At 42.6% G+C, this 22,119-nt stretch carries 20 protein-coding genes; 10 read left to right on the top strand and 10 right to left on the bottom strand.

Annotation, left to right across the window (positions count from 1 at the left end):
* Positions 1–110 precede the first annotated feature (110 nt).
* The 3 genes from H6550_04230 to H6550_04220 all read left to right on the top strand — a co-directional run bounded on the left by H6550_04230 (position 111) and on the right by H6550_04220 (position 2,358).
* Positions 111–713 carry a superoxide dismutase gene (locus H6550_04230; protein MCB9045332.1) on the top strand — a complete coding sequence of 201 codons (603 nt, stop codon included), beginning with the start codon at positions 111–113 and terminating at the stop codon, positions 711–713.
* A gap of 110 nt (positions 714–823) precedes the next feature.
* Positions 824–1,549, top strand: coding sequence for a hypothetical protein (locus H6550_04225; protein ID MCB9045331.1), 726 nt, complete (start codon positions 824–826; stop codon positions 1,547–1,549).
* A gap of 116 nt (positions 1,550–1,665) precedes the next feature.
* Complete coding sequence (locus H6550_04220) at positions 1,666–2,358, top strand: hypothetical protein (protein MCB9045330.1); 693 nt, start codon at positions 1,666–1,668, stop codon at positions 2,356–2,358.
* Between the two features lie 7 nt (positions 2,359–2,365).
* Here H6550_04220 and H6550_04215 read toward each other — a convergent pair whose 3' ends face one another.
* From H6550_04215 to H6550_04200, 4 genes are all read right to left on the bottom strand, one after another.
* Entirely contained in the window at positions 2,366–2,965 is a 600-nt protein-coding gene (locus tag H6550_04215) for a hypothetical protein (protein ID MCB9045329.1), read from the bottom strand.
* Between the two features lie 73 nt (positions 2,966–3,038).
* On the bottom strand, positions 3,039–3,617 hold the full coding sequence (locus H6550_04210) for a hypothetical protein (protein MCB9045328.1): 579 nt from the start codon (positions 3,615–3,617) through the stop codon (positions 3,039–3,041).
* Positions 3,618–3,676: 59 nt separating this feature from the next.
* Positions 3,677–5,617, bottom strand: coding sequence for a tetratricopeptide repeat protein (locus H6550_04205; protein ID MCB9045327.1), 1,941 nt, complete (start codon positions 5,615–5,617; stop codon positions 3,677–3,679).
* 37 nt (positions 5,618–5,654) lie between these two features.
* Positions 5,655–6,938: a tyrosine--tRNA ligase gene (locus tag H6550_04200; GenBank protein ID MCB9045326.1), complete on the bottom strand. Its 1,284-nt coding sequence runs from the start codon at positions 6,936–6,938 to the stop codon at positions 5,655–5,657.
* A gap of 250 nt (positions 6,939–7,188) precedes the next feature.
* On the opposite strand from H6550_04200, the gene H6550_04195 reads away from it, so the two are divergent.
* On the top strand, positions 7,189–8,067 hold the full coding sequence (locus H6550_04195; GenBank protein MCB9045325.1) for an outer membrane beta-barrel protein: 879 nt from the start codon (positions 7,189–7,191) through the stop codon (positions 8,065–8,067).
* Positions 8,068–8,143: 76 nt separating this feature from the next.
* Here H6550_04195 and H6550_04190 read toward each other — a convergent pair whose 3' ends face one another.
* Both H6550_04190 and H6550_04185 read right to left on the bottom strand, forming a co-directional pair.
* Complete coding sequence (locus H6550_04190; GenBank protein MCB9045324.1) at positions 8,144–9,535, bottom strand: histidine--tRNA ligase; 1,392 nt, start codon at positions 9,533–9,535, stop codon at positions 8,144–8,146.
* A gap of 7 nt (positions 9,536–9,542) precedes the next feature.
* Positions 9,543–9,986 carry a low molecular weight phosphotyrosine protein phosphatase gene (locus tag H6550_04185; protein MCB9045323.1) on the bottom strand — a complete coding sequence of 148 codons (444 nt, stop codon included), beginning with the start codon at positions 9,984–9,986 and terminating at the stop codon, positions 9,543–9,545.
* Between the two features lie 239 nt (positions 9,987–10,225).
* On the opposite strand from H6550_04185, the gene H6550_04180 reads away from it, so the two are divergent.
* The 4 genes from H6550_04180 (at position 10,226) to H6550_04165 (ending at position 15,957) form a co-directional block, all read left to right on the top strand.
* Positions 10,226–12,307 (top strand): choice-of-anchor D domain-containing protein, encoded by a 2,082-nt coding sequence (locus tag H6550_04180; GenBank protein ID MCB9045322.1) that lies wholly within the window; start codon positions 10,226–10,228, stop codon positions 12,305–12,307.
* A gap of 98 nt (positions 12,308–12,405) precedes the next feature.
* Entirely contained in the window at positions 12,406–14,331 is a 1,926-nt protein-coding gene (locus H6550_04175; protein MCB9045321.1) for a cytochrome C peroxidase, read from the top strand.
* Between the two features lie 16 nt (positions 14,332–14,347).
* Entirely contained in the window at positions 14,348–14,767 is a 420-nt protein-coding gene (locus H6550_04170; GenBank protein MCB9045320.1) for a hypothetical protein, read from the top strand.
* 50 nt (positions 14,768–14,817) lie between these two features.
* Positions 14,818–15,957, top strand: a complete 1,140-nt coding sequence (locus H6550_04165; GenBank protein ID MCB9045319.1) for a glycosyltransferase family 4 protein — start codon at positions 14,818–14,820, stop codon at positions 15,955–15,957.
* On the opposite strand, the gene H6550_04160 is transcribed toward H6550_04165, so the two are convergent.
* The 4 genes from H6550_04160 to H6550_04145 form a co-directional block, all read right to left on the bottom strand.
* Entirely contained in the window at positions 15,941–16,603 is a 663-nt protein-coding gene (locus tag H6550_04160; protein MCB9045318.1) for a DUF4159 domain-containing protein, read from the bottom strand. The two genes, H6550_04165 and H6550_04160, sit on opposite strands and share 17 nt — an antisense overlap.
* The gene (locus tag H6550_04155) at positions 16,596–17,312 is read right to left on the bottom strand and encodes a 16S rRNA (uracil(1498)-N(3))-methyltransferase (protein MCB9045317.1); all 717 of its coding nucleotides are present in this window, start codon (positions 17,310–17,312) and stop codon (positions 16,596–16,598) included. The genes H6550_04160 and H6550_04155 overlap by 8 nt, the downstream gene beginning before the upstream one ends.
* 29 nt (positions 17,313–17,341) lie before the next feature.
* Entirely contained in the window at positions 17,342–17,929 is a 588-nt protein-coding gene (locus tag H6550_04150) for a sigma-70 family RNA polymerase sigma factor (protein MCB9045316.1), read from the bottom strand.
* Between the two features lie 397 nt (positions 17,930–18,326).
* Positions 18,327–19,406 carry a hypothetical protein gene (locus H6550_04145; protein ID MCB9045315.1) on the bottom strand — a complete coding sequence of 360 codons (1,080 nt, stop codon included), beginning with the start codon at positions 19,404–19,406 and terminating at the stop codon, positions 18,327–18,329.
* A gap of 757 nt (positions 19,407–20,163) precedes the next feature.
* Here H6550_04145 and H6550_04140 point away from each other — a divergent pair.
* Together H6550_04140 and H6550_04135 are read left to right on the top strand one after the other, a co-directional pair.
* Positions 20,164–20,505 carry a hypothetical protein gene (locus H6550_04140; GenBank protein ID MCB9045314.1) on the top strand — a complete coding sequence of 114 codons (342 nt, stop codon included), beginning with the start codon at positions 20,164–20,166 and terminating at the stop codon, positions 20,503–20,505.
* Between the two features lie 138 nt (positions 20,506–20,643).
* Entirely contained in the window at positions 20,644–22,074 is a 1,431-nt protein-coding gene (locus H6550_04135) for a hypothetical protein (GenBank protein ID MCB9045313.1), read from the top strand.
* Positions 22,075–22,119: the final 45 nt, after the last annotated feature.

The following is a 22,119-nucleotide window of genomic DNA, read 5'->3' as shown; positions in this document are numbered from 1 at the left end:
CCAAACATTACCTTTAACTATCCTGATATAAGGTATCCGGATTTTTTATTCCATTGATGATAGGTTAACTTTGCATCATCTTAATTATTCATAATTTAAATTATCATACTATGGCACACAATCTTCCTGAATTGAAATATTCATTCGACGCACTGGAACCACATATTGATGCTATGACCATGGAAATACACCATGACAGGCACCATAACGCATATGTTACCAACCTTAATAAAGCTATTGAAGGTACAGACGCAGCCAACCTGTCGTTAGAAGACCTGATGGCTAACATATCAAAATACCCGATGGGCGTGCGCAACAATGGCGGCGGCCACTACAACCATACATTATTCTGGGAAATATTAGGCCCGGACGGTGGCGCTCCGTCAGGCAAACTGGCAGACGCTATTAACAGTGCATTCGGGTCGCTGGACGCACTGAAAGAGCAAATGAACAACGCCGGCGCTACCCGCTTTGGGAGTGGCTGGGCATGGCTTATTGTACAGGATGGCAAGTTAGCTGTATGCTCAACACCTAACCAGGATAACCCGCTTATGGATATAGCAGACGTAAAGGGAACTCCGGTATTAGGTATTGACGTATGGGAGCATGCCTACTACCTGAAATACCAGAACAAACGCCCTGACTACCTGGGTGCTATCTGGAACGTGATCAACTGGGATGCTGTAGCAGCCCGCTATGAGGCAGCGTTGTAACGGTATACCGATAATAATATTGCACAGCCTGCGGTAAATATTCCGCAGGCTTTTTTATGCAATATTTTTAACAAGGCGTACGTTCATATCCGGATCAAAAACCAAACGATATGAAAAACGTAATAGCATTCTTATTAATCGGCAGTATAAGTATATGCGCTACCGCACAGGAAACGACAGAAATAACTTCCAGGAGGCAACCCGGAAAGAATGAAATAGGTATCTTTCTTACACCGATATCCACCTATGGTAATAACAGCAATTATTGGGGCAACAGCGAATACAGCGGCAATGCCGGCTTGCAATATAAGCGCTGGGTGAAACCCAATATAGCCTATCGCATCATAGGCGCTTTGGGGAATTACAACCAGAACAACTTTTTCGAGAACAGCGAGAAACGTGGCGACACCCTGTATTTCAGGCAGGCTAACACCAATATACCTTTGTATTTTATAGGTGGCGGCCTTGAAGTGCAACGACAGTTTTACAAGAAGGTAACGCTGTATGCCGCAGTAGAAGTAAGAGCCGGTTACGGTACAGGGGAATATGAAGAATTTCTGACCAAAATGCTGGAATCGCAACAAATGAGTTTTAACCCTAACTCCTATTTTGGTGTAACCAGAGTGGCTAATAGCAGGGCATCCGCCTTTATCCTTGATGCTACTCCATTTATCGGAGGCAAGATCAACTTCAGGAGAATATGTATCGGTACTGAAGCATCAGTAGTAAAGGTCGGTATGGAGCAAGTACATTTTGACAACCTTCCGGATTACAGCATATTCAATGTTGCACTGGGCAGCTTCAGGCAACGGTTTTATATTAACTACCGGTTTTAGCCTCGCTTTATTTATGTTAAAGCAATCACAAAAACTACTTGCCCGTACGGGTAGTTTTTGTGATTGAACTATATATTCCGAAATTCATAATGATCATTTCTCAAAACCGGTACCTTATGAAATATATACTCTTCGCGCTTGCCCTGCCATTTGCATTAAGTGCAAATGCACAGAACGAAATGTCAGCGGAACAAACAGTACCTGTGCGTAAAAATGAAATAGGCCTGTTAGGAGACCCCGGCATCAGCGGTTACGATCCTCAATCATACAACTCAATTCAATATAAACGGTGGGTAAAACCCAACCATATGGCCTGGCGTGCGAATGTGGGATATGGTAAGTATTCGCAGTATAATCATGAGATCATCTTCCCCAGCCTGGGAGACACATCGGTAGTGCAACATTCTATCAGCGATATACCACAGGTGTATGCCGGAATAGGCGCAGAAATGCAACGCCATTTTTATAAAAAAGTATACATGTATGCGGCTGTAGATCTGTATGCTACTTATGGCAAAGGCAGTACAAAAGATGTACTTGACCTGGAAGTAACCGACAACAACAATGCGAGCATATTCCGCAATCAGAGCCTGGTAAGAGCATATGACGCCACCCGCTTCTCGATCGGGGTATTACCATTTGTTGGTGTAAAGCTGCAATTCAGCCGGATATCCTTCGGCACAGAACTGACCGGCATCAGGATGCAGTATAGTTCTGTCAACTATTCGGCTAAACCATCTGATGGTGGACTGGTAGATTTTGATATGGGCAATTTTACCCAAAGGGTATTTATCAATTTCAGATTTTAGGCAATAGTTATCGGCCGCCCAGGCCGAATGAAAACCCGAAACCCAATATCACCCCGCCGGGAGCTACCAGGTTCATAGCTGTTGTTCCGTCCGAGGTAAGTACATGGTTAGACGTAACCACATAAGGTGTGCTATTCATTCTTTGCGACCATCCTAACTGGAGATAGAACCGATGGCCACCCCTGCCGAGATTAAAAAAGCGATAGCCTGAGAACATAATATTAGCTACAGGCTGCCAATCCATAGTTACATCAGTTGTGCCAATAGTGGTTGGCATTTCCACTATCATATCCTGTAGTCCTGTATTATATGTAGCACCAAGTCCTAACGCCCAGCCACGATTGCATTCACTAAAATAGAACCTTGCTTCTCCGTAACTTTTATAGCCCCAGGAGCTCAAACCCAAGCCTGCGCCTAATGAAAAATACCCTGTGACCGGCACATCAAAATTAACACCTAATAGGCCGGACTCATTATTGATACCGGTACTTAAGCCTATGTAGAATTTAGAACACGAAGAATTATTACGTCCGCCTCCGTATGTACTTTTTGCAATAGATGTTGCAGTAATAAAACAAAGAGCGAGGGTAAGGATGAGCTTTTGCATAAGATCTATAAGTTTTGGTCAGGAAATAGAATAAATGTTGTTGTAAAGTAAAATATTTTCTGATATAGTTACATCAGAACCCAAAAGAAAAACCAAGGGCAAATATCACGCCACCAGGTTGTAATAATCTCATTACCGTTTCGCCTTCGCTTGTCAGCGTATATTTTGATTCAGCAGTATACAGATTATCATACAAACGATATGAATAACCTGTTTGTAAATAAAAACGGTGACTCCAGTCGTGCCCGATATTGAAGAAATAATAAACACTGGCAAAAGCATTCAATGAAGGTTTGCATACAAATTTTACTTCCGCGTCACCAACCGTTGTGGGCAATACGGTTGAATAGTTCTGTATACCCGTATTATAACTCATACCTGCTCCTACAGCCAGTTTCCTGTTGCACTCTCCCAGGTAACCCCGAGCTTCGGAATACATCTTCCACCCCCATGAACTACGCCCTACACCAAAGCCAAATGAAAGACGTTTAACCAGCGGGATGTCGAAATTCGGGCCTATCAGGCCAGACTGGTTATTAAAACCTGTACTCAGCCCAACATAAAACTTAGGGCAATCCATATTATGATACTGAGCTGATGCGGAAGTACAGATCATTATACAAAGCAGGGCCGGTAGTAGTTTTTTCAACATCTTGTATAGGTTTATGGCGCAAATATAATCAGGTTATGAAACTGTTGCAAAGTATATCATTATTGCAGATCCAGCAACATGGCTTTTGCCTGTTCATTGCCAGGATATTTTTTCAGCAGGTGCTCCAAAGTACGTTCGGCTTTATCGTCTTTATTATTCAAGTGATACCACACAGCTATGTTGATGAGTGCCTGCTTATTATCAGGTTCATATTGCACTGCTTTCAGTAAATGGTCATAAGCCATGGCATTATTTCCCTGTTGCAGAAACAGGTAGCCCAGGTTAGTATGTGCTGATGCGTATTGTGGATTTTCGCCGAGTATGAATTCAAATGTTCTTTGTGCATCTGCAGCATTATCAAGTGCCAGCAGGCAACTGCCGTATTTATTCTGAAAATCCAGGGCATAAGGCCAAATTTCTATAGCACGTTGATACCAATGTATTGCTTGTTCAGCTCTACCAGATAAGTAGTACGACTCACCAATACGGTATGCTGCCCATGCATCGGATAGTTGTTCCGGTTGTAGTTTCGCAGCTAGTTCAATAACTTTCGCATATTCTTCCAGTACGAAATATGCACGTATGTAATCCCTGTTCTGTTTTTCCTTTTCTTCTGTTGCCTTGTCTTTGTCCAGGTATTTTATAGCAGAATCTATCAAGCCTTTATTGGGATTATACCGCTCGTAAAACTCCATGAATCCCCGTGCCTTTGTAATGGCATCTACATGGTCATTGTTATAGCACTCCAATCCAAGAAAAGCCGTAATGTCGCTTTTTTCTTTTTCGGCAACAGGGCGCTTGCGTATGTAATGATCGGTAACGGCTACGTGCGGTATATCTATACTGCCATTCTTAGGCATATGACAAGTAATACAGTTATTGTTCTGTATCATTCGCACCTCCATACTTTCTGTACATTTATCATTTTTACCATGGCAATTATTACACGCATTAATGTATTGCTCGTCAGGTGTAAACTTCACACTCACATGTGGGTTGTGGCAAGTGATACAACTCATCTTCCCTGAGTTGACATAACAGTTGCTTTTCTTCATCCGCTCCACATGCGATGCCATGATCATCTTGTCCTGTCCGCCTTTATACTCGGGCATAAATACATTCATTACTTCAGACAAACGCATACCGGGGCGATGATCAAAAAAAGTTTTGCCATCATTCAGCACAGCTATACCCTGCAAATGGCAACGCTGGCATACATTATTCTGTAATTCTGTTGACAATCTGCGTGGATTTACTATCGTATAATCCGGCCCTTTTGAAGTATCCACTATATTACCAGACTCTTTCTGCTGTACGTGCAGACTGCCCGGTCCGTGACAACGTTCGCAATCGATGCCGTTCTTGATAGTTAGATATTTATTCTGACTATTGGGCACAAAATCAGGCAGGCCGTTATGGCAACTCATACACTCTAATTGTATCATCCTGCTGAAACGACTGTTGGCACCTTTTTCAAATCCAGGCGCCAGGTCCCACTGTCCTTTTTGAGTGTAGTAAGTTATTGGGGCCTGGTAGGCATATCCATTTACGGTAAAAATGTGCGAGTTGGTATGCTGGCCTGAGCCTACGATGTAATCTATTCTTTGCACCAGTTTATGCACAGTATCTTTCCCCTCCAACCTGTACTCCATGATGTACATACTATCGTTCTGCCAAAAAGGTTTATAGTAAAAGTCAAGGTTCTTATCATATACCAACGCATGTTCAGGAGCAAAGTCGGCAGATGATTTTTGCCTGGTTGCATGGTCCCAGCTTTTACCCATACCTGTTTCCTTAAAGGTCTGGTACACCGCTTCGTGACAGGTACGGCATTTATCCATACCAACGTAATGTACGGTAGTATCATACACGTTCTTCCAGACAGAGCTGTATAGTTCATTGTCTGGTCTACCCTTTTCAGGCGAACAAAAAAAGGCAGGCAGTGTTACCACTGCTACTGCCAGTATGATCAAAATGCTCTTAATATTACGGGACGACATTCCCTTCAAATTTAAGACAAACCTGCTGAAATTTGCCTTAGCTGAATATTGCTAATGTATAGTTTGATTTTCCCTTCTGCACCAACATGTATTTATCGTTCAGCAGATGTTCTGCTGTCAGCATCATTCCAACATCTTCTATTTTCTCCTTATTAATGCTCACTCCGCCGTTTTGTATCATCTTTTTAGCCTCTCCCTTAGATGCGAACAGGCCATTATCAGCCAGGAAGGTAAGAATATCAGTTGTTCCCAAAGCTGCCTTTTGCGCCTCTATTTTCGGCACTACTTCCATAGCCTCCAGTAGTTCTTTTTCGTTGAACGACTTCAAGGTCTCAACAGCCTTATCGCCTTTTGAGAAGAAAATATTCGTTGCCTCAAATGCACGGTCAAAAGCCTCACGGCTGTGTACCAGTACTGTCATTTCTTCTGCCAGTGCTTTTTGCAGCTTACGCATATGTGGCGCTTCCCTGTGCTCTGCTATCAGGGCTATTATTTCTTCAACAGGCTTGAAAGAGAACACTAATGATAGCTTTTCTGCCTCATCATCCGGCATGTTTATCCAGAACTGGTAGAAGGTGTATGGCGATGTACGTTCAGGATCCAGCCATACATTACCCCCTTCCGATTTACCGAACTTGCTACCATCGCTCTTTGTAATGAGTGGCCCGGTAAAGGCGAATGCTTCCTTACCCCCCTTACGACGTATCAACTCTGTACCTGTTACTATATTACCCCATTGATCAGCACCACCCATCTGCAACTTCACGCCCATGTGCTCATTCATATAGTAGAAGTCGTAGCCTTGTATCAACTGGTAAGAGAATTCAGTGAACGACAAACCCGTTTCCAGCCTCTTTTGTACAGAATCCTTCGACATCATGTAGCTCACGGTAATATGTTTACCCACATCGCGGATAAAATCAAGGAAATTAAAATCCTTGAACCAGTCATAATTATTCACCATCACTGCTGCATTGGGCTTGGCCGGGTCAAAATCCAGGAATTTTTCCAGTTGTTTCCTGATACCCGCACAGTTTTTATCCAATGTTTCCTTGTCCAGCAGGTTCCTTTCTGCAGATTTGCCCGAAGGATCGCCCACCATACCTGTGGCACCACCTACCAGCGCATATGGCTTGTGGCCTGCTTTCTGCAACCTCATCAGCAGTATAATAGGCATCATACTACCCACATGCAGGCTATCTGCAGTCGGGTCGAACCCCACATATCCGGCGGTCATTTCCTTATTAAGTTGCTCTTGCGTGCCGGGAATAATATCCTGCAGCTGGTTTCTCTCTTTAAGATCGGCTATCAGATCAGTCATTGTATTAAATTATTATAAGGCTCGCAAAAATAACATATTGCATCATACATGCCCTGCCTGAACGGGAAATAATGTATTTGCGCTGAAAACAGCTCTTATCATCATAAAACATGATATATAAAGGTCATACAAAGTAAAACAAATGTATATATAATTAATTGAAATAGGATTAGAGTTTTAACGTTGTATTTTGTTTTTGAAAAATTGTTTTTATCTTTCGGATTATCTAGTAATTAAAACTAAGACCGTCTTGAAACGTATTATACTCAGCTTAGCTTTGTTATTGCCGTTGTCGTCTTTTGCACAGCAGCATCATGAGTTCGGATTATCTGCGGGGATAAGCAGTTATTACGGTGATCTGCAACCCGATCTTTTCCCGGATAACAGCACCCACGCTATGGGAGGTATCATGTATAAATATTTCATGAATCCTCATGTAGGCTTACGTTTTGGCGTAGCTTATACCAAAATCGCCGCAGCCGACAGCTTGTCTGGCATCCCGGCAAGGGTAGAGCGTAACCTAAGTTTTGAATCTAACCTGCTGGAGTTTCACGGAGGTCTTGAATTCAACCTGCTACCGATAGAAAAGGATCGTGTAAAGTTCACTCCATATGCCTTTATGGGTATAGCTGTGTTCAGGTTCAACCCTTATACACGTGGCTCACAGGGCGAACAGATATACCTGCGCCCGTTAGGTACAGAAGGACAGAACATTCCACTGTATCCTGATCGCAAAGAGTACAAATTGGTTAACGTTTCATTCCCGATAGGCGGTGGTTTGAAATTCTTCCTGGGTAAAACTTTCATGATCACTCCGGAAATCGGCTTCCGCTACACTAATACTGACTATCTGGATGATGTAAGTAAGTCCTATGTAAATATGAATACGCTGAAAGAATATCGTGGCCAGCAAGCTGTTGACTATTCTTTCCGTACAGACGAACTGCCGGGTTGGGACAAAGAGAAATTCTATCCAGACTACAGGTATCAGCGTGGCGACAGTAAATCTAACGACCTGTACTGGTTCGGTAACCTGACAGTAACAGTTTATCTGAATGCGATCGGTAACCTGCACGATTACTGGCAAGCCAACTGCCCTGCTTTCCTGAAAAGCGGCAGAACCAAATAAGACATTAAACACACACACTATAAAAAAAAGACAACCGATCAGGTTGTCTTTTTTCGTTTCTGCAATATTTATTTTATTAGTTACTGAGTCTTTCTAAAGTTTCTGCTATACTCAATAACTGCTGTTCACCGCTCACAAAATCTTTCAGGCTTACTTTACTTGCAATACGTTCATCATCTCCGGGAATGATCACATATTTCATACCTCTTTTATTAGCATACTTCATTTGTTTATCAAACTTGGCAGCATCAGGATAAAGTTCAGCAGATATGCCTGCATCTCTTAATTGTTTCAAAACAGATAACGCATATGATTCATTCTCACCACCAAAATTCACCAACATCACTTTACTACCTGCAGCCAGTTCTTCCGGAAAAAGGTTCAGCTCTTCCAGTACATCATATATCCTGTCTATTCCAAATGATACACCTACCCCCGACATATTCTTCAGTCCGAACAGCCCGGTCAGGTCGTCATACCTGCCGCCACCACCAATGCTGCCCATCTTCACGGCATCAGTGGTCACCTCCATGATGACACCGGTGTAGTAGTTAAGTCCACGGGCCAGGCTTATATCTACAACCAGTTCAGACGACCATGCATCATCTTTTAGTTGCTGATGATAGGCTAGTGTGTTGCGCAACTCTTCTATACCTGCAAGGGCAGATGAACTTGAGGCCATACCAGTCTCCAGAGCCTTCAGTTTCTCAACATTATTTCCGTTTACATTTATTACCTCGGCTATTTTGTCGATGCCATTTTCATTTACTCCTCTTTCCACCAGTTCTTTGGTCACACCCTCCCAGCCTATTTTATCCAGCTTGTCTAACGCTATGGTGATGTCCATCATCTTTTCAGGAGCACCACACAACTCTGCCAACCCCGCCAGCAACTTTCTGCTGTTAATCTTAACGGCAACACCCGGAAGTTTCATCTGGTGAAATGCTTCCCTGTATATGCAAAGCAACTCGGCCTCGTTAATTAAAGAAGTACTGCCCACAACATCACAATCGCATTGCCAGAACTCACGGTATCTGCCTTTCTGAGGTCTGTCTGCTCGCCACACGGGTTGCATCTGGTAACGGCGAAAAGGGAAGGCAATATCATTCTGTCTCATTACCACAAAACGGGCAAAAGGTATGGTCAGGTCATAACGCAAAGCACGTTCTGTTATTACCGGCGTTGAATATGGCTTAGACAACAGCTTCTGCCACTCTTCATTCAGTTTTTGCTTGTCAGCATCCTTCTTCTCGTGCAAACCATTATTGAGTATCTTAAATATCAACCTGTCACCTTCCTCTCCATACTTACCTGTCAGGGTCACCAGGTTTTCCATGGCAGGAGTCTCCAATGGCTGGTAACCATATTTTTCGAATATGGTCTTGAGCGTATTTAATATATACTGGCGTTTTCGCACCTCTTCAGGTGAAAAATCCCTTGTCCCTTGCGGAATAGATGGTTTTGACATAACTACTTTACTTATACTTTTCTACTATGGCTTCACATGCGCGGTCTATCAGGTCATATACTAACGTATATCCTTCAGCTCCACCGTAATACGGGTCAGGTACAGACTCATTCTCACCCGGATCAAGCTCATTCAGCAAAAGATCTACTTTCGACATATCTGCCGTTGATCCACCAGCCTCCCGTATCTCCTCATACACATCCTGTGCCAACGCATATATTTTATCATAGCGCTCAAAGTCCTTAATATTGAACTGTCTTGCACGCTGTGTACTGATGTCTATGCCATTTCTGTAACATATTTCCTGCGAGTACCTATGTGGTGCCGAACCTATATGATATGATTCAGTGCCTGCCGAATCTACATGCCAATTCAACCCGGACTCCTCAATTTTATGCTGCATCAGCCCCTCAGCAATGGGTGATCGGCAAATATTACCTAAACAGACCATCAGTATTCTCATAGTAAACTATCCAGCCTGCAAAATTATCTTTTTTAGCCCCCATTTTCAAATAAGGGGTATAGAGAAACACAATAATAAAATAAATCAGACCCTCCAATAGACATAACAATTTGATTAGGGAAAATTAACCTGGGTAACAATTAGGTAAAATTTCGGTAACCCCGCTAATACAATAGCTTAACACTACCACTGGAATTTTGCACCATAAAACCATCAATACAATTTTTATGAAAAAGTTTTTACTAACAAGCAGTTGTGTGGCCGTGGCAGCATTGGCCAACGCACAAACTACTGGGCCAAGTTCATCGGAGACCCCATACCTGGTACCTGTAGCAAATGGCGTTAAGATCACATCTATCCTGACGGTAGGTGATGAAGTTAATGGTTACAAGATGGCAGGTACGCCTGACGGTATGGGAGCCTTCGACAATGGTGACGGTACTTTCACATTATTGATGAACCACGAGTTCGGTAATACCGCAGGTACCGTACGTGCACACGGTAGTACTGGTTCTTTCGTTTCTAAATGGATCATCAAAAAAGATGTAAACGATCTGAAAGTACTAAACGGTAGTGACCTGATGCAAAGGGTTAAACTGTGGGAGTCTAACAAGTACAACACTTACTATTCTTCTAACCCTTCTACAAATGCAGCATTCGCTCGTTTTTGTTCTGCTGACCTGGCTGCTGTTTCCGCCTATTACAATAGCAAAACCGGCAAAGGGACTATGGATCGCATCTTTACAGATGGTGAAGAGAGTGGCACTGAAGGCCGTCCAATGGGTCACATTGTTACAGGCTCCGAAGCAGGCACTTCTTACGAATTGACTTACCTGGCTAAAATGGCCTATGAGAACGTTGTAGCTTGTCCTTACGAGCAAGACAAAACAATCGTTGGTTTAACTGATGATGGAACAGGCGGCCAGGTATACTTTTATATCGGAGAAAAAAAATCTTCAGGCAACACAATCGAAAAAGCCGGGTTGACAGGTGGTAAAGTATATGGTGTAGCAGTATCGGGATATGCATCTGAAAGCAATGGTAACCTTCCTGTAAGTGATACTACATTCACACTGGTAGACATGGGTACCACAGTAGGCATCAATGGTAGTGCATTCAACACAAGCAGCGTTAATGCCGGTGTTACATCATTTCTGCGTCCTGAGGATGGTTGCTGGGATCCACGCAATCCTAACATATTCTACTTTGTAACTACCAACTCATTCAGCAGCCCGAGCCGCTTATGGAAATTGGAATTTTCTGACATTACAGATCCGGCCAAAGGAGGAAAGATCAACGCTGTAATGGACGGAACAGAAGGTCAGAAAATGATGGATAATATCACTATCGACAACTGGGGCCATTTACTGATAGTTGAGGACGTAGGTAATAACGCTCACATAGGCAGGATATTACAATATAGCATAGCAGGAGATTCAATGAATGTATTGGCTGAACATGATAATACAAGATTTTTATCAGGCGGTGCTAACTACTTGACCCAGGATGAAGAATGTTCTGGTATATTTGATGCGCAACACATTTTAGGCTCAGGTTGGTTTCTGGCTGTTGACCAGGCGCACTACAGTAAGGGAGGTGAACTGGTAGAAGGTGGCCAGTTGATCGCTGTTTTCAACCCTGCTTCTGCCAATGCAAACCCTGAGATCAGCATCGAAGGTAACAGTACCAATATACCTGCCGGCGCTAATAATCCTCAGACATCTGACAATACAGACTTCGGAACTACCGCTACAGGTACAACTGTTACAAAAACTTTTGAGCTCAAAAATGCCGGTCCTGCTGACCTGATGATAGACACGATAATGGTTGCAGGCGCCAATGCAAATGAGTTCGCTGCCAGCGGTATCACATTCCCTGCTACCATTGCTGCTAACAGCTCTAAAACACTGACCGTTAAATTTGCTCCTACGGCTGTTGGCCTGCGCAAAGCTGACATCACAGTATCAAGCAACGACTTTGACGAAAGCAAATTCAACTTCGCAGTTCAAGGTGTTGGCCTGAACCCTGCAGATGTTGAAAACACTTCACTGTCTCAGTTTGTAAAACTGTATCCTAACCCAACAAGGGATATGGCTACTGTTGCTATCAACCTGAACGAACCTAAAACAGTTTCTGTAACAGTTGTAAGCATGAATGGCAAGCTGGTTGCAGCACCAATACAACAACAATTGGGAGCCGGTGAGCAAAAAGTAAACGTAAGCACTGCTGACCTGCCAAACGGTAACTACTTCGTAGTGATCTCTGCAGGTGAAGAGATCACAAAAATACAACTGGTAGTTGCACACTAAGCTGATAAATAAGGATAAATAATACCTGGATGGGGTGCACTTAATTGTGCTCCCCATTTCAGGTTATAATAAGTACATGAAAAAGTGTGGAGGACATTATGAATAAAAAAATTACGCTTGTCTTTTTACTGGCCTTAATCACCCTAATATCATTTTCATTCGATCAGAAAACAACACCGGACAGGTATAACAACCTGTACTTTGAGAAACTCCACAAGCTGGAAGAAGCACAGGTAGCTTTATTGAATACGATAGAGCAAAGCAACCTGGAAAACACTGCGGATGTAGAACACATTTTATCCGCTATCAGCAAAGCTCGTTCCCGGTTAAAAGCCCTTGACTTCTGGGCACGCTATATGGAACCTGTTGCCTACAGGCGAATGAACGGCCCCTTACCGGTAGAATGGGAAACTGAGGTTTTTGAAAAGTTTGAACCGCCTTACAAACGAGAAGGTACAGGGCTGACACAAGCTGCTTTGTACCTTGGCGAAGAGCATATCACTAAAGGCCATCTTGTATACCTGGTAAGGTCATCTATAGACGCCGCAAAAACATACCAGGCAGACTCCATTACCCGACTACTCAATACGCCGGACCATTTCTTTTTATGTAACAGGCTCTATATACTCAACCTGGCTGCTATATACACTACAGGCTTTGAATGCCCTGACACTTCACTCATCATACCGGAACTATTATCTATGATGAACGAGGTAAACACCATTTATAATGCGTTTAATGAGAGCAATAGCAAAACATCTTTGCCGCGGGATTATATAGACTTGTATAATAAAGCTATTGACTTTGTACAGGCACAATCTACTGACTATTCCATCTTCGATCATTTTACTTTTATAAAAGACTATATCAACCCGCTATACATAAAGAACCAACAACTACTGAATAACTACAAAGTATTCAGCCGCAGTATGGTAGACTATACACTGAACAAAAAAGTGGTACCTATATTCAGCAAAGACATTTATTCCGGGCAAAGCACAAAAGGTATATACCTGAGAGTAGAAGATGAAGAAGTACTAAAGGAAATAGACCGTATAGGCAAGCTACTCTTCTACGACCCTATCCTGTCTGGCAATAACCAACGCAGTTGTGCATCCTGCCATAAACCAACAGAATTTTTTACTGACACAACAACGGCGACCGCATTACAATTGAACGGTAAAGATGTTCTTCCGAGAAACACACCTTCTCTTATCAATGTACAATATAACCACCTGGCTATGATGGACGGCAAACACATCAGCCTGCAGAACCAAACCAAAGACGTGATGACCAACCCCGTAGAAATGGGTAGTAATTATAACGAGATAGTAGATAGGGTAATGAGCTGTAACGAATACAATAAAGCATTTAAAAAATTCCTGAAATATACTCCAACAGAAACTGAAGTAACACTCGAACATATCTCATCAGCTATTACCTGCTACTATGGTAAGTTTGGCAAGGGCTATGCACCTTTTGACAATGCCATGAACAACAATACTACACTTCATAGCGCAGCAAAGCAGGGCTTCAACTTATTTATGAGCAAGGCACAATGTGCCACTTGTCATTTCGTACCTCAATTCAATGGTGTTAAGCCCCCTTTCATAGGTTCTGAATTTGAAGTGTTGGGTGTGCCGGAAGACACTGCATATTCTGCCCTTAGCAAAGATATAGGCAGGTATGGTGTTCATAAGGCTGATGAAATGAAGAATGCGTTCCGCACTGGTTCTATCAGGAATATACAATACACAAAACCTTATATGCACAATGGCGTTTTCAATACGCTGGAAGAAGTAGTGGAATTTTACAATGCAGGCGGTGGTGCCGGCAGAGGTTTAACAGTAAGCAACCAGACATTATCTGAAGATTCATTAGGCTTATCTGTCAATGAGAAGCAAATGCTGGTGCAGTTTATGTTATCACTCAACGAAAAGGTACCTTTTGAAGAGGCACCCAAAGCATTACCTGTTTCAAAAATAAGATCATTGAACACCCGCAAAGTTGGCGGAGTGTATTAATAAAATAACGTAGAAGATGAAGTCGAAGTTGACATTAGTACTTACAGGTGCCATATTATTATCAGCCTGTTTTACACAAAAACAACAAAAGGTAACGCCGGTATTTCCCGACGCAATGCTGCCCCATGTAAAAGAGAGCTACGCAGAGATGTGGGAAAAAGGCAGGATACTGTATGACATAAATTGTGCAAAATGCCACAACACGGTAGAGAAACGAAAAGTAAAACTACCCGAATTTACTGAAGAAATGCTGGCTTCTTACGAAGTGAGAATAGCAGACCCAAAACACGAAATGAGCGTTTCTGAAGCGAGGGTTAATGCCGAAGAATTAAACTTAATAACCATATTCCTGACTTACAGGCAACATGACTCAGCAGCTCTGAAAAAAGTAATTGAAAGCCGCAAAGACCATACCCACGAGTCTACTGCCTTATAGTTGTAGAAGGCTTTCAGAATGAGTTATTATTAGTATTTTTAGCGGGTTCAATGACTGCACAGGATATTAGTATACTCAGTATTGCCCCATACCCTTTTTTACCGCTGCGCAATGGCGGGCATCAGGCCATTGCCAAATTGCACCACTATTTGGGCTCCGTCTGCAACGACCATGTTGTCAGCACGGACGATAACGGGGACAATACATTTTCGTTTACCATGCATGGTATTTTTCCTGACAGACCGCTAAGGTACTTTCCTGGCTATGGTGTGAACAGTATGCTGGAAATAGCTGAGCAAAACAACAGCAGGTACATCATTTGCGAACACCCGTATATGGCTCTGTCAGCCATGACCTTAGCGCATAAACTGCATATCCCGTGGTTCATTCGTTCACACAATATCGAGTCTGAACGTTTCCGGTCTTTAGGTAAAGTATGGTGGCCAATACTCAGAAAATATGAGCGATACGCTATGCATAAGTCTGATGGCGTATTCTTTATTACGCAAGAAGATGCGACATGGGCAGAACAACATTTTAAACTACCGCAAAGTAAATGTCATGTAATACCTTTCGGTACTGACCTGCAGAGTACTCCCCGGAGTCATAATGGATCAAAAGCTCAAATGGCACTTACTTCAGGGCTGAACAAAGATCTGCCATGGCTGTACTTTCTAGGGGCATTGGACTACAAGCCAAATGAAGACGCTGTCAGCTACATCCTGGACGAGATACATCCACGCTTCATAAAAGCAGGTATCCACTGTGAGATACTGATCGCCGGCAAAGGACTGGATGAAGAACTGTCAAACCGTATCGGGCAAACAGAATATGTACATCACATGGGCTTTGTAGATGACCTTGATATTTTTCTGGAGGCATGCGATATAATGCTGAACCCGGTTATGACTGGTGGCGGCATTAAAACCAAGGCTGTAGAAGCACTAGGTTATAACAAAACTGTTGTCAGCTCAAGCATTGGCGCTGCAGGCCTCATTCCTGATGTTTGCGGGCAAAAACTGCTCATCAGCGAAGATTATGATTGGGATGCCTTTGTTGATAACACGGAAAAGGCTATCAATGATCATTCAGACATTCCGCCCGCTTTTTATGATACTTATTACCATGGCAATATCGCGGCTAACGTAATTTCAATACTGCAATCAACCACTATCAGCCACCACCAGTAAGGGCATACTGCACAATATTGGCGCCCATTTCCAATGCCTGTTTATGTGCATCTGGCGTGTCATTGTGTACCTCGATATCTTCCCATCCATCACCAAGATCGGTTTCAGTAGTATAATATACTACCAACCTGCCATTAAGGAATAACCCATAACCTTTAGGGGATTTATTATCGTGCTCGTGTATTTTGGGAAGTCCTTTATTAAAATTGAACACCTGGTGATATATAGGATGCGAGAAAGGCACTTCTACCAATTCAAGGTTAGGGAATATCTTTTTCAGGGCAGGGCGTACATACTCATCCAGCCCATAGTTGTCATCAATATGCAGGAAACCACCGGCTGATAGATATGCCCTGAGATTACCTGCCTCCTCTTCATTCACAGTCCAACGGCCGTGGCCTGTCATGTGCACAAAAGGGTAATTAAATATATCAGGGCTAGCGGCAGCTACCTGCGCCTCCTGTCCGTCAAAGTTGGTATGCAGGCGTTGATTACAGAATGTTGCAAGATTCTTAAGAGAAGTAGGATTGGCATACCAGTCGCCGCCGCCGCCATACACCAACAGCGCCAGCTTCATGTTCTGCGCACCGGCATGCAGTACCGTCGACAGGAGCAAACTGAATATGAGCAATATCTTTCTAATCATAGTTCATCATATTGAAGAGTGCACAAGCAGTTACGGCAGCGGTTTCTGTACGCAAACGGTTGATACCCATAGACACTCCCGCAAATCCATCCGAAGATAACTCTTTTACTTCCTCATCGGTAAAATCACCCTCCGGCCCTATCAACAATAACGTTTCTTTACCTTTTTCAATAGCCTCTCTCAGCGGGATTCTTTCCATGCCATCCATACAATGCGCTACGATCTTCACCGGCAGGTCCTTCATCTCATCGCAGAGCTCAGTAAGCGGGGTCAATGGCCTGAGGTCGGGGAGCCAGTATTGTTGCGATTGCAGTATGGCTGACACCAATATATTGTTCCATCGATCGAAACGGAATTTTTCGCGAACGCTACGGGAGGCCTGCAGGGGAATGATGGTCGCGACACCGAGTTCTGTCACTTTTTCCAATATCCACTCATTACGGCTGCTGTTTTTGGTAAACGCCACTCCTAAATGAAGCTGAACTGCCGGCCGCTCATAAAAGGTTACCTCGTCAACAGAAACGGTACAACTGCGTTTATTGGCCTGTTCTATCGTACACTCTGCCCGGTATCCCCTTCCGTTGGTGAGTGCCAGCTTGTTGCCGGGCTGCATGCGCAATACCTGCACCACGTGCTTTGCGGTATCGTCCTGTAAAACAAGCCCCGCCTGAACCTTCAGATCTCCCTCATGGAGAAACAATGCTACCATGGCAGGCAAGATAATTAAAAAACACGGCCTTAACGCAGCACGAGTTTTTTCTCTTCTATCATCTTGCGCAGGTTGATGAGCCCATAACGCATTCTGCCGAGGGCGGTGTTGATACTTACCGATGTCATGTCTGATATCTCTTTGAAGCTCATATCGCCGTAGATGCGGAGGATGATCACCTCGCGCTGCTCTTCGGGCAACATTTCTATCAGTTTGCGGATGGAATCGTGCGCCTGGCGTTTTTCTATTGCCGCAGAGGCTATATCGTCGCTGCTACCGAGTATCTCAGAAAGGTCGGTGCCGTCTGACAATGTAATGTTGACCTGCTGACGAACTTTTCGGAAATGATCCATACACAGGTTGTGCGCTACGCGCATGGCCCATGGCAGGAATTTGCCCTGCTCTGAATACCGGCCGGCCCTTATGGTACGGATGATCTTCATAAAGGTATCCTGGAAGATATCTTCGGCGGTGTACTGGTCTTTTACCAGCATAAAAATGCCCGTGTATATCTTATCCTTATACCTGTGGATCAGTGTTTCTAATGCCGCAGCCTGTCCTTCTTTGAAGGATTGCACCAGTTGTGCGTCAGTTTGTTGTTGATGGAGTGTTTGCATATTCTTCTACCTGTTAGGGTACACATCATTACATTTTCGGTAAATGTTATTTAATGTAGAAGTCTATGCTATAGTGCGTCCTTTTGAAGTTATTTAACTAATAATTGGGGATTTTATTGCCCAAATGTGAAAATTGTTTAACACAAATACAGTGCCAAAATAGTAAGTTTTTCGTTTTTACCCCAAAAAACTTATTTATTTCCAGGTACTGTATATGCTTAGACGTCAAATATAGCATAAACGTTTGGTTAATGTTGGCATAATGAGATTAGTGTGACAATTGGTGGTGTTAAGTGATCAATGTCTTTTTCTGTTGTCTTAACGAGTTCTCTAGTTCAGTTGTTAAGTATTGTTAAGTTAACGATGATTTTTATTTTGTCTTAACGAGTTCGCAAGCTCAGTTGTTAAGTGAATGATTTTTATTTTGCCTTAACGAGTTCGCGAGCTCAGTTGTTAAGTGCTGTTCCGGCGCAAGTGGTTCCCGTGCGAGTGAACCCACCCTTGCACCTCCCGCCGTGGCGGGACAGGCACTCCCGAGAGGGGAATCTTCCGACACGTGTTGTTCCGGCGCGGGTGGTTGGCCTGGCAGCAAAGGTGCGGAGGCGTTAAAATCTGGTGGTGTGTTTTCCTGCTCGAGTGGACCCGCCCCTTCACCTCCTGCCGTGGCGGGACAGGCACTCCCAAGAGGGGAATTATTCTTCACGGGTGCGTGTCCCCCTATCCCCCTCCCGCTGAAGCGGGATGTTATTCCGGGGAGATGTGGAATGTGGTTTTCTTTCGCGAGTGCTCCACCCCCGTCCGACGCTTGTCGGACACCCCCGCCAGCGGGGGACAGTTTGTGTGGTGTGTTTTCCTGCGCGAGTGGACCCACCCCTTCACCTCCTGCGGCGGCGGGACAGGTACTCCCAAGAGGGGAATTTTCCTGCGCGGGTGTACGTATTTCCTGTATGGTTTCTTTTTCTTCCTGTTTTTCGGTGGTTTGGGCTATGAGTATGTTGACCTGCTGCTGGAGGGTGGGGGTATTGACGTACTGATTGTGGGTCTTGCGCCAGGTGTGGGGGTTGATGAGGTAGTTGTAAAAATTCTCGAGGCGGGTATCCATGTCTATGGCGCGGAGTACGGCGTAAACGGGCAGGTCGTCCTCAACCACGGTGTAGCCGTATTTTGTTTTTACGTTGCGCCTGCGTTTGGTTTGCCCTGTAATGATCTTTGTGAGGACGGCGCGTTTCTGGTTGATGGTCATGAGGTCTTTTTTCAGTACTTCTCCCTGCTCTTCTTCTATCTGTTTTAATACACGCCGGTGCATGCTGCGCTCTGTTTCTTCTATCCATGCCGATACGTCGGGCCGGGCCATGAGGCGCGATGCGGCTGCATAAACCGATTTTGGGCTTACTTTGGGGTAGGTCATTTTGTAGGCTACGCCGGGGTCGTGTGTCTGCAGGTAGTTGAGGCAGAACTGGAGATGTTTTGTTGTCATGGTAAAGGAAATTAAACCCCTCCGACTCCCCTAAAGGGGAGAGTTGTTATAGGGTTGGTTAACAATTATCCCTGTTTTAGAGAGGGATATAATAATAACAAAATTACGTAAATTATTAAACATTTACAAATTTTAATTGTCAGAATCAGTCCCGATAGCTATCGGGATGCAGGATTTTGGGATTATCGGGATTCGTTTTGTGTGTTGGAGATGTCAATCGGGGGATGGGCGACTGTGAGGACGTAGTCGGGGGTAATTGTCTGAATCAGGATTTGCAGGATTTTGGGATTGACAGGATTCGTTTTCCGCAGTGGATATGTCAATCGGGGGATGGACGGCCGTGAGGTCGTAGTCGGGGGGTAATTGTCTGAATCAGGATTTGCAGGATTTTGGGATTGACAGGATTCGTTTTCCGCAGTGGATATGTCAATCGGGGGATGGACGGCCGTGAGGACGTAGTCGGGGGGTACGACCAACAGCTGTATCAGAGGGGGCGTTGCTAACGCTGTTCCGTTTAGTCCTCGTTTCAAACAAATACCAGGGATGGATATATACGAAAAATAGACGAATGGTGTACCCTCAAAATGATCACAAAAGTATTAACTAATTAATATAAAAATATGCACTTTTTGAGGGTATCTGATGTTATAAGCTTCAATACTTTCGTTTTGCAAGCACTTATAAGTACCGGTTCACTTTCGAAACTTGTACGTGTAATCCGAAAAGCGGAGAAAAAGAGTAGGAAAATTTAAACAACATGAAAAGTCCAAAATTTTTAGCTTTTGCAGCAATGTTTCTAATTACTTGTATTGAGGCAAATGCCAATTCAACATTAGTTAGTACTAATTCTGTACCCGGGCGCAGATACATTAGAATTAATGACGATGCAAGACGTCCTGAAGCAGAAGCAAATAAATGCGTGATAAGAATATATGTAGATAATGCGGTTTTTTTTCATGGTACAATAGGTGGAGATATAGTACTCCCTGATCCGAAAGAAACTGAAGTAACAAATCCTGGTTATGTCGATGCAACGTCGTTAGAAGATTATATGACTACTACATTGGAAAATGACGGTAGTTTACCTATTGCGCCATAATTACTACTATTGACTTGAAACTGGTAAGTTTTACAATTGTAGTCTTACCAGTTTCATTACTTTCATGTTCTTTTACACGAAGACTTTCTTAATTACCAATGCACCGTTACTGTTGTAGTACGACAATTGATCTACATTATGAAAAAAACATTTTCTGTATTAGCACTTATTTTATTCTGTAATAACCTGTTTGCCCAATATATGCTTTTAGACCTCAAACAAAATGATTGTGTGTCTTGTAGGAGTAACCTTTTTTTCTTAAATAAATTATCTAGCGAAATACCTGTATTTGCCATTTTTAGTGAACGTCAAAGGGCTGACTCTTTTGATTTGGAATACAAATTTACTCTAAATGATTTTGGCATAAAATGTATTTTCAATGATAATTTATATCAAAAACTACATAAACAAAATGAGATATCAAATTGGTATATTTTTGATCAAAATGAAAAAATCGTATTAGAAGGCGGACTAAAAACGATTAATGAAACTGAAATAATGGACTTTATTCATAATAACACTTTGTTACTCCCTACCACCAAACATGCTAATTATAATTTTACGGAAAATAAAGTTGTTTTTATCAATATCGACTTAGATAAAATACAGGTTTGGCAAAAAAGCAACCCAAATGAAGTTATTAATATTAGCCCGAGTAATTTTGATTATCAATTTATACAAACAAGCCTAAAAGGTATTGATAGCATTGGGTTTGCAGAGAAGGGAGAATACATAAATAAACATTCAAAAGGGTTCAGACCAGGATTTAAATGGTTTGGTATTAATACCAAAGGTGAGATATATGCTCTCCTGGAATACCTACAAACTCACGTACAAAATGACACTATAACATTTAATATACATAGCTGTATCGTAATGTATGATTCATTAGTTCAAATAAAACAAGTCTATCCCTTTAACCTTGATAGCGTTCAAAATTATGATAACTATAGTGCCAGATTTACCTTAAAAAATGACAACTCATTTATTGCAATTACACATGAAAAATTGAATTGGTTTGACACTCAACTTGAAGCAAACCCAGAAAAAATAATAAAGTTCATTACTGAATTTACTCTTGACACTATAGATCGAACAGCTAAACCTATCAAAATGTATTCTGTTGACTTACCACTTATTTATAGAAAAAAATACTTTGAAAATTTTCTAAGTCCTGAGCTATGCTCCTTCCCATATATTACATTTACATATTCAAATAAAATAATTGATCTAAATACGCTAAAAACAATTAATGTAATTGATACCCTTACTTATAATGCAAATGTTGACCTCATTGGAACTGATTTAGGGAAAGAGAAATATAAAGTTCTATCTCTCAAATATATTCCTAAAACTCGTGAATTACTCGTTGTTTACAGAATCAGAAAAAATATTTATATAAAAGGTTTCAAAGATTTTGAAGAAACAAGACAAGCATGCATAGGCGAAATACTAAATGGCAATACAGTTCACAATTGTTTTATTGATCCGTATTCAGAACAAATCTATTTTAACTTCGAGAATGAAGCTGCTGCTATTGTTTTACCTCTAATGCTATATGGATTTTAAACGAACAATTCAACTCAGTGTTGATACCCAAAAGATATTTACAAT

The sequence above is a fragment of the Chitinophagales bacterium genome, from assembly GCA_020636495.1.
Classification (GTDB): Bacteria; Bacteroidota; Bacteroidia; order Chitinophagales; family Chitinophagaceae; genus UBA5543.
Note: the sequence above shows the minus strand (reverse complement) of the source record. Positions and strands in the feature narration are given on the sequence as shown.

Bases quoted from the DNA above. Each gene is read 5' to 3' on its own strand.
- H6550_04230 (MCB9045332.1), top strand. From the start codon at position 111: ATGGCACACAATCTTCCTGAATTGAAATATTCATTCGACGCACTGGAA.
- H6550_04225 (MCB9045331.1), top strand. From the start codon at position 824: ATGAAAAACGTAATAGCATTCTTATTAATCGGCAGTATAAGTATATGC.
- H6550_04220 (MCB9045330.1), top strand. From the start codon at position 1,666: ATGAAATATATACTCTTCGCGCTTGCCCTGCCATTTGCATTAAGTGCA.
- H6550_04215 (MCB9045329.1), bottom strand. From the start codon at position 2,965: ATGCAAAAGCTCATCCTTACCCTCGCTCTTTGTTTTATTACTGCAACA.
- H6550_04210 (MCB9045328.1), bottom strand. From the start codon at position 3,617: ATGTTGAAAAAACTACTACCGGCCCTGCTTTGTATAATGATCTGTACT.
- H6550_04205 (MCB9045327.1), bottom strand. From the start codon at position 5,617: ATGTCGTCCCGTAATATTAAGAGCATTTTGATCATACTGGCAGTAGCA.
- H6550_04200 (MCB9045326.1), bottom strand. From the start codon at position 6,938: ATGACTGATCTGATAGCCGATCTTAAAGAGAGAAACCAGCTGCAGGAT.
- H6550_04190 (MCB9045324.1), bottom strand. From the start codon at position 9,535: ATGTCAAAACCATCTATTCCGCAAGGGACAAGGGATTTTTCACCTGAA.
- H6550_04185 (MCB9045323.1), bottom strand. From the start codon at position 9,986: ATGGTCTGTTTAGGTAATATTTGCCGATCACCCATTGCTGAGGGGCTG.
- H6550_04180 (MCB9045322.1), top strand. From the start codon at position 10,226: ATGAAAAAGTTTTTACTAACAAGCAGTTGTGTGGCCGTGGCAGCATTG.
- H6550_04175 (MCB9045321.1), top strand. From the start codon at position 12,406: ATGAATAAAAAAATTACGCTTGTCTTTTTACTGGCCTTAATCACCCTA.
- H6550_04170 (MCB9045320.1), top strand. From the start codon at position 14,348: ATGAAGTCGAAGTTGACATTAGTACTTACAGGTGCCATATTATTATCA.
- H6550_04165 (MCB9045319.1), top strand. From the start codon at position 14,818: ATGACTGCACAGGATATTAGTATACTCAGTATTGCCCCATACCCTTTT.
- H6550_04160 (MCB9045318.1), bottom strand. From the start codon at position 16,603: ATGATTAGAAAGATATTGCTCATATTCAGTTTGCTCCTGTCGACGGTA.
- H6550_04155 (MCB9045317.1), bottom strand. From the start codon at position 17,312: ATGGTAGCATTGTTTCTCCATGAGGGAGATCTGAAGGTTCAGGCGGGG.
- H6550_04150 (MCB9045316.1), bottom strand. From the start codon at position 17,929: ATGCAAACACTCCATCAACAACAAACTGACGCACAACTGGTGCAATCC.
- H6550_04145 (MCB9045315.1), bottom strand. From the start codon at position 19,406: ATGACAACAAAACATCTCCAGTTCTGCCTCAACTACCTGCAGACACAC.
- H6550_04140 (MCB9045314.1), top strand. From the start codon at position 20,164: ATGAAAAGTCCAAAATTTTTAGCTTTTGCAGCAATGTTTCTAATTACT.
- H6550_04135 (MCB9045313.1), top strand. From the start codon at position 20,644: ATGAAAAAAACATTTTCTGTATTAGCACTTATTTTATTCTGTAATAAC.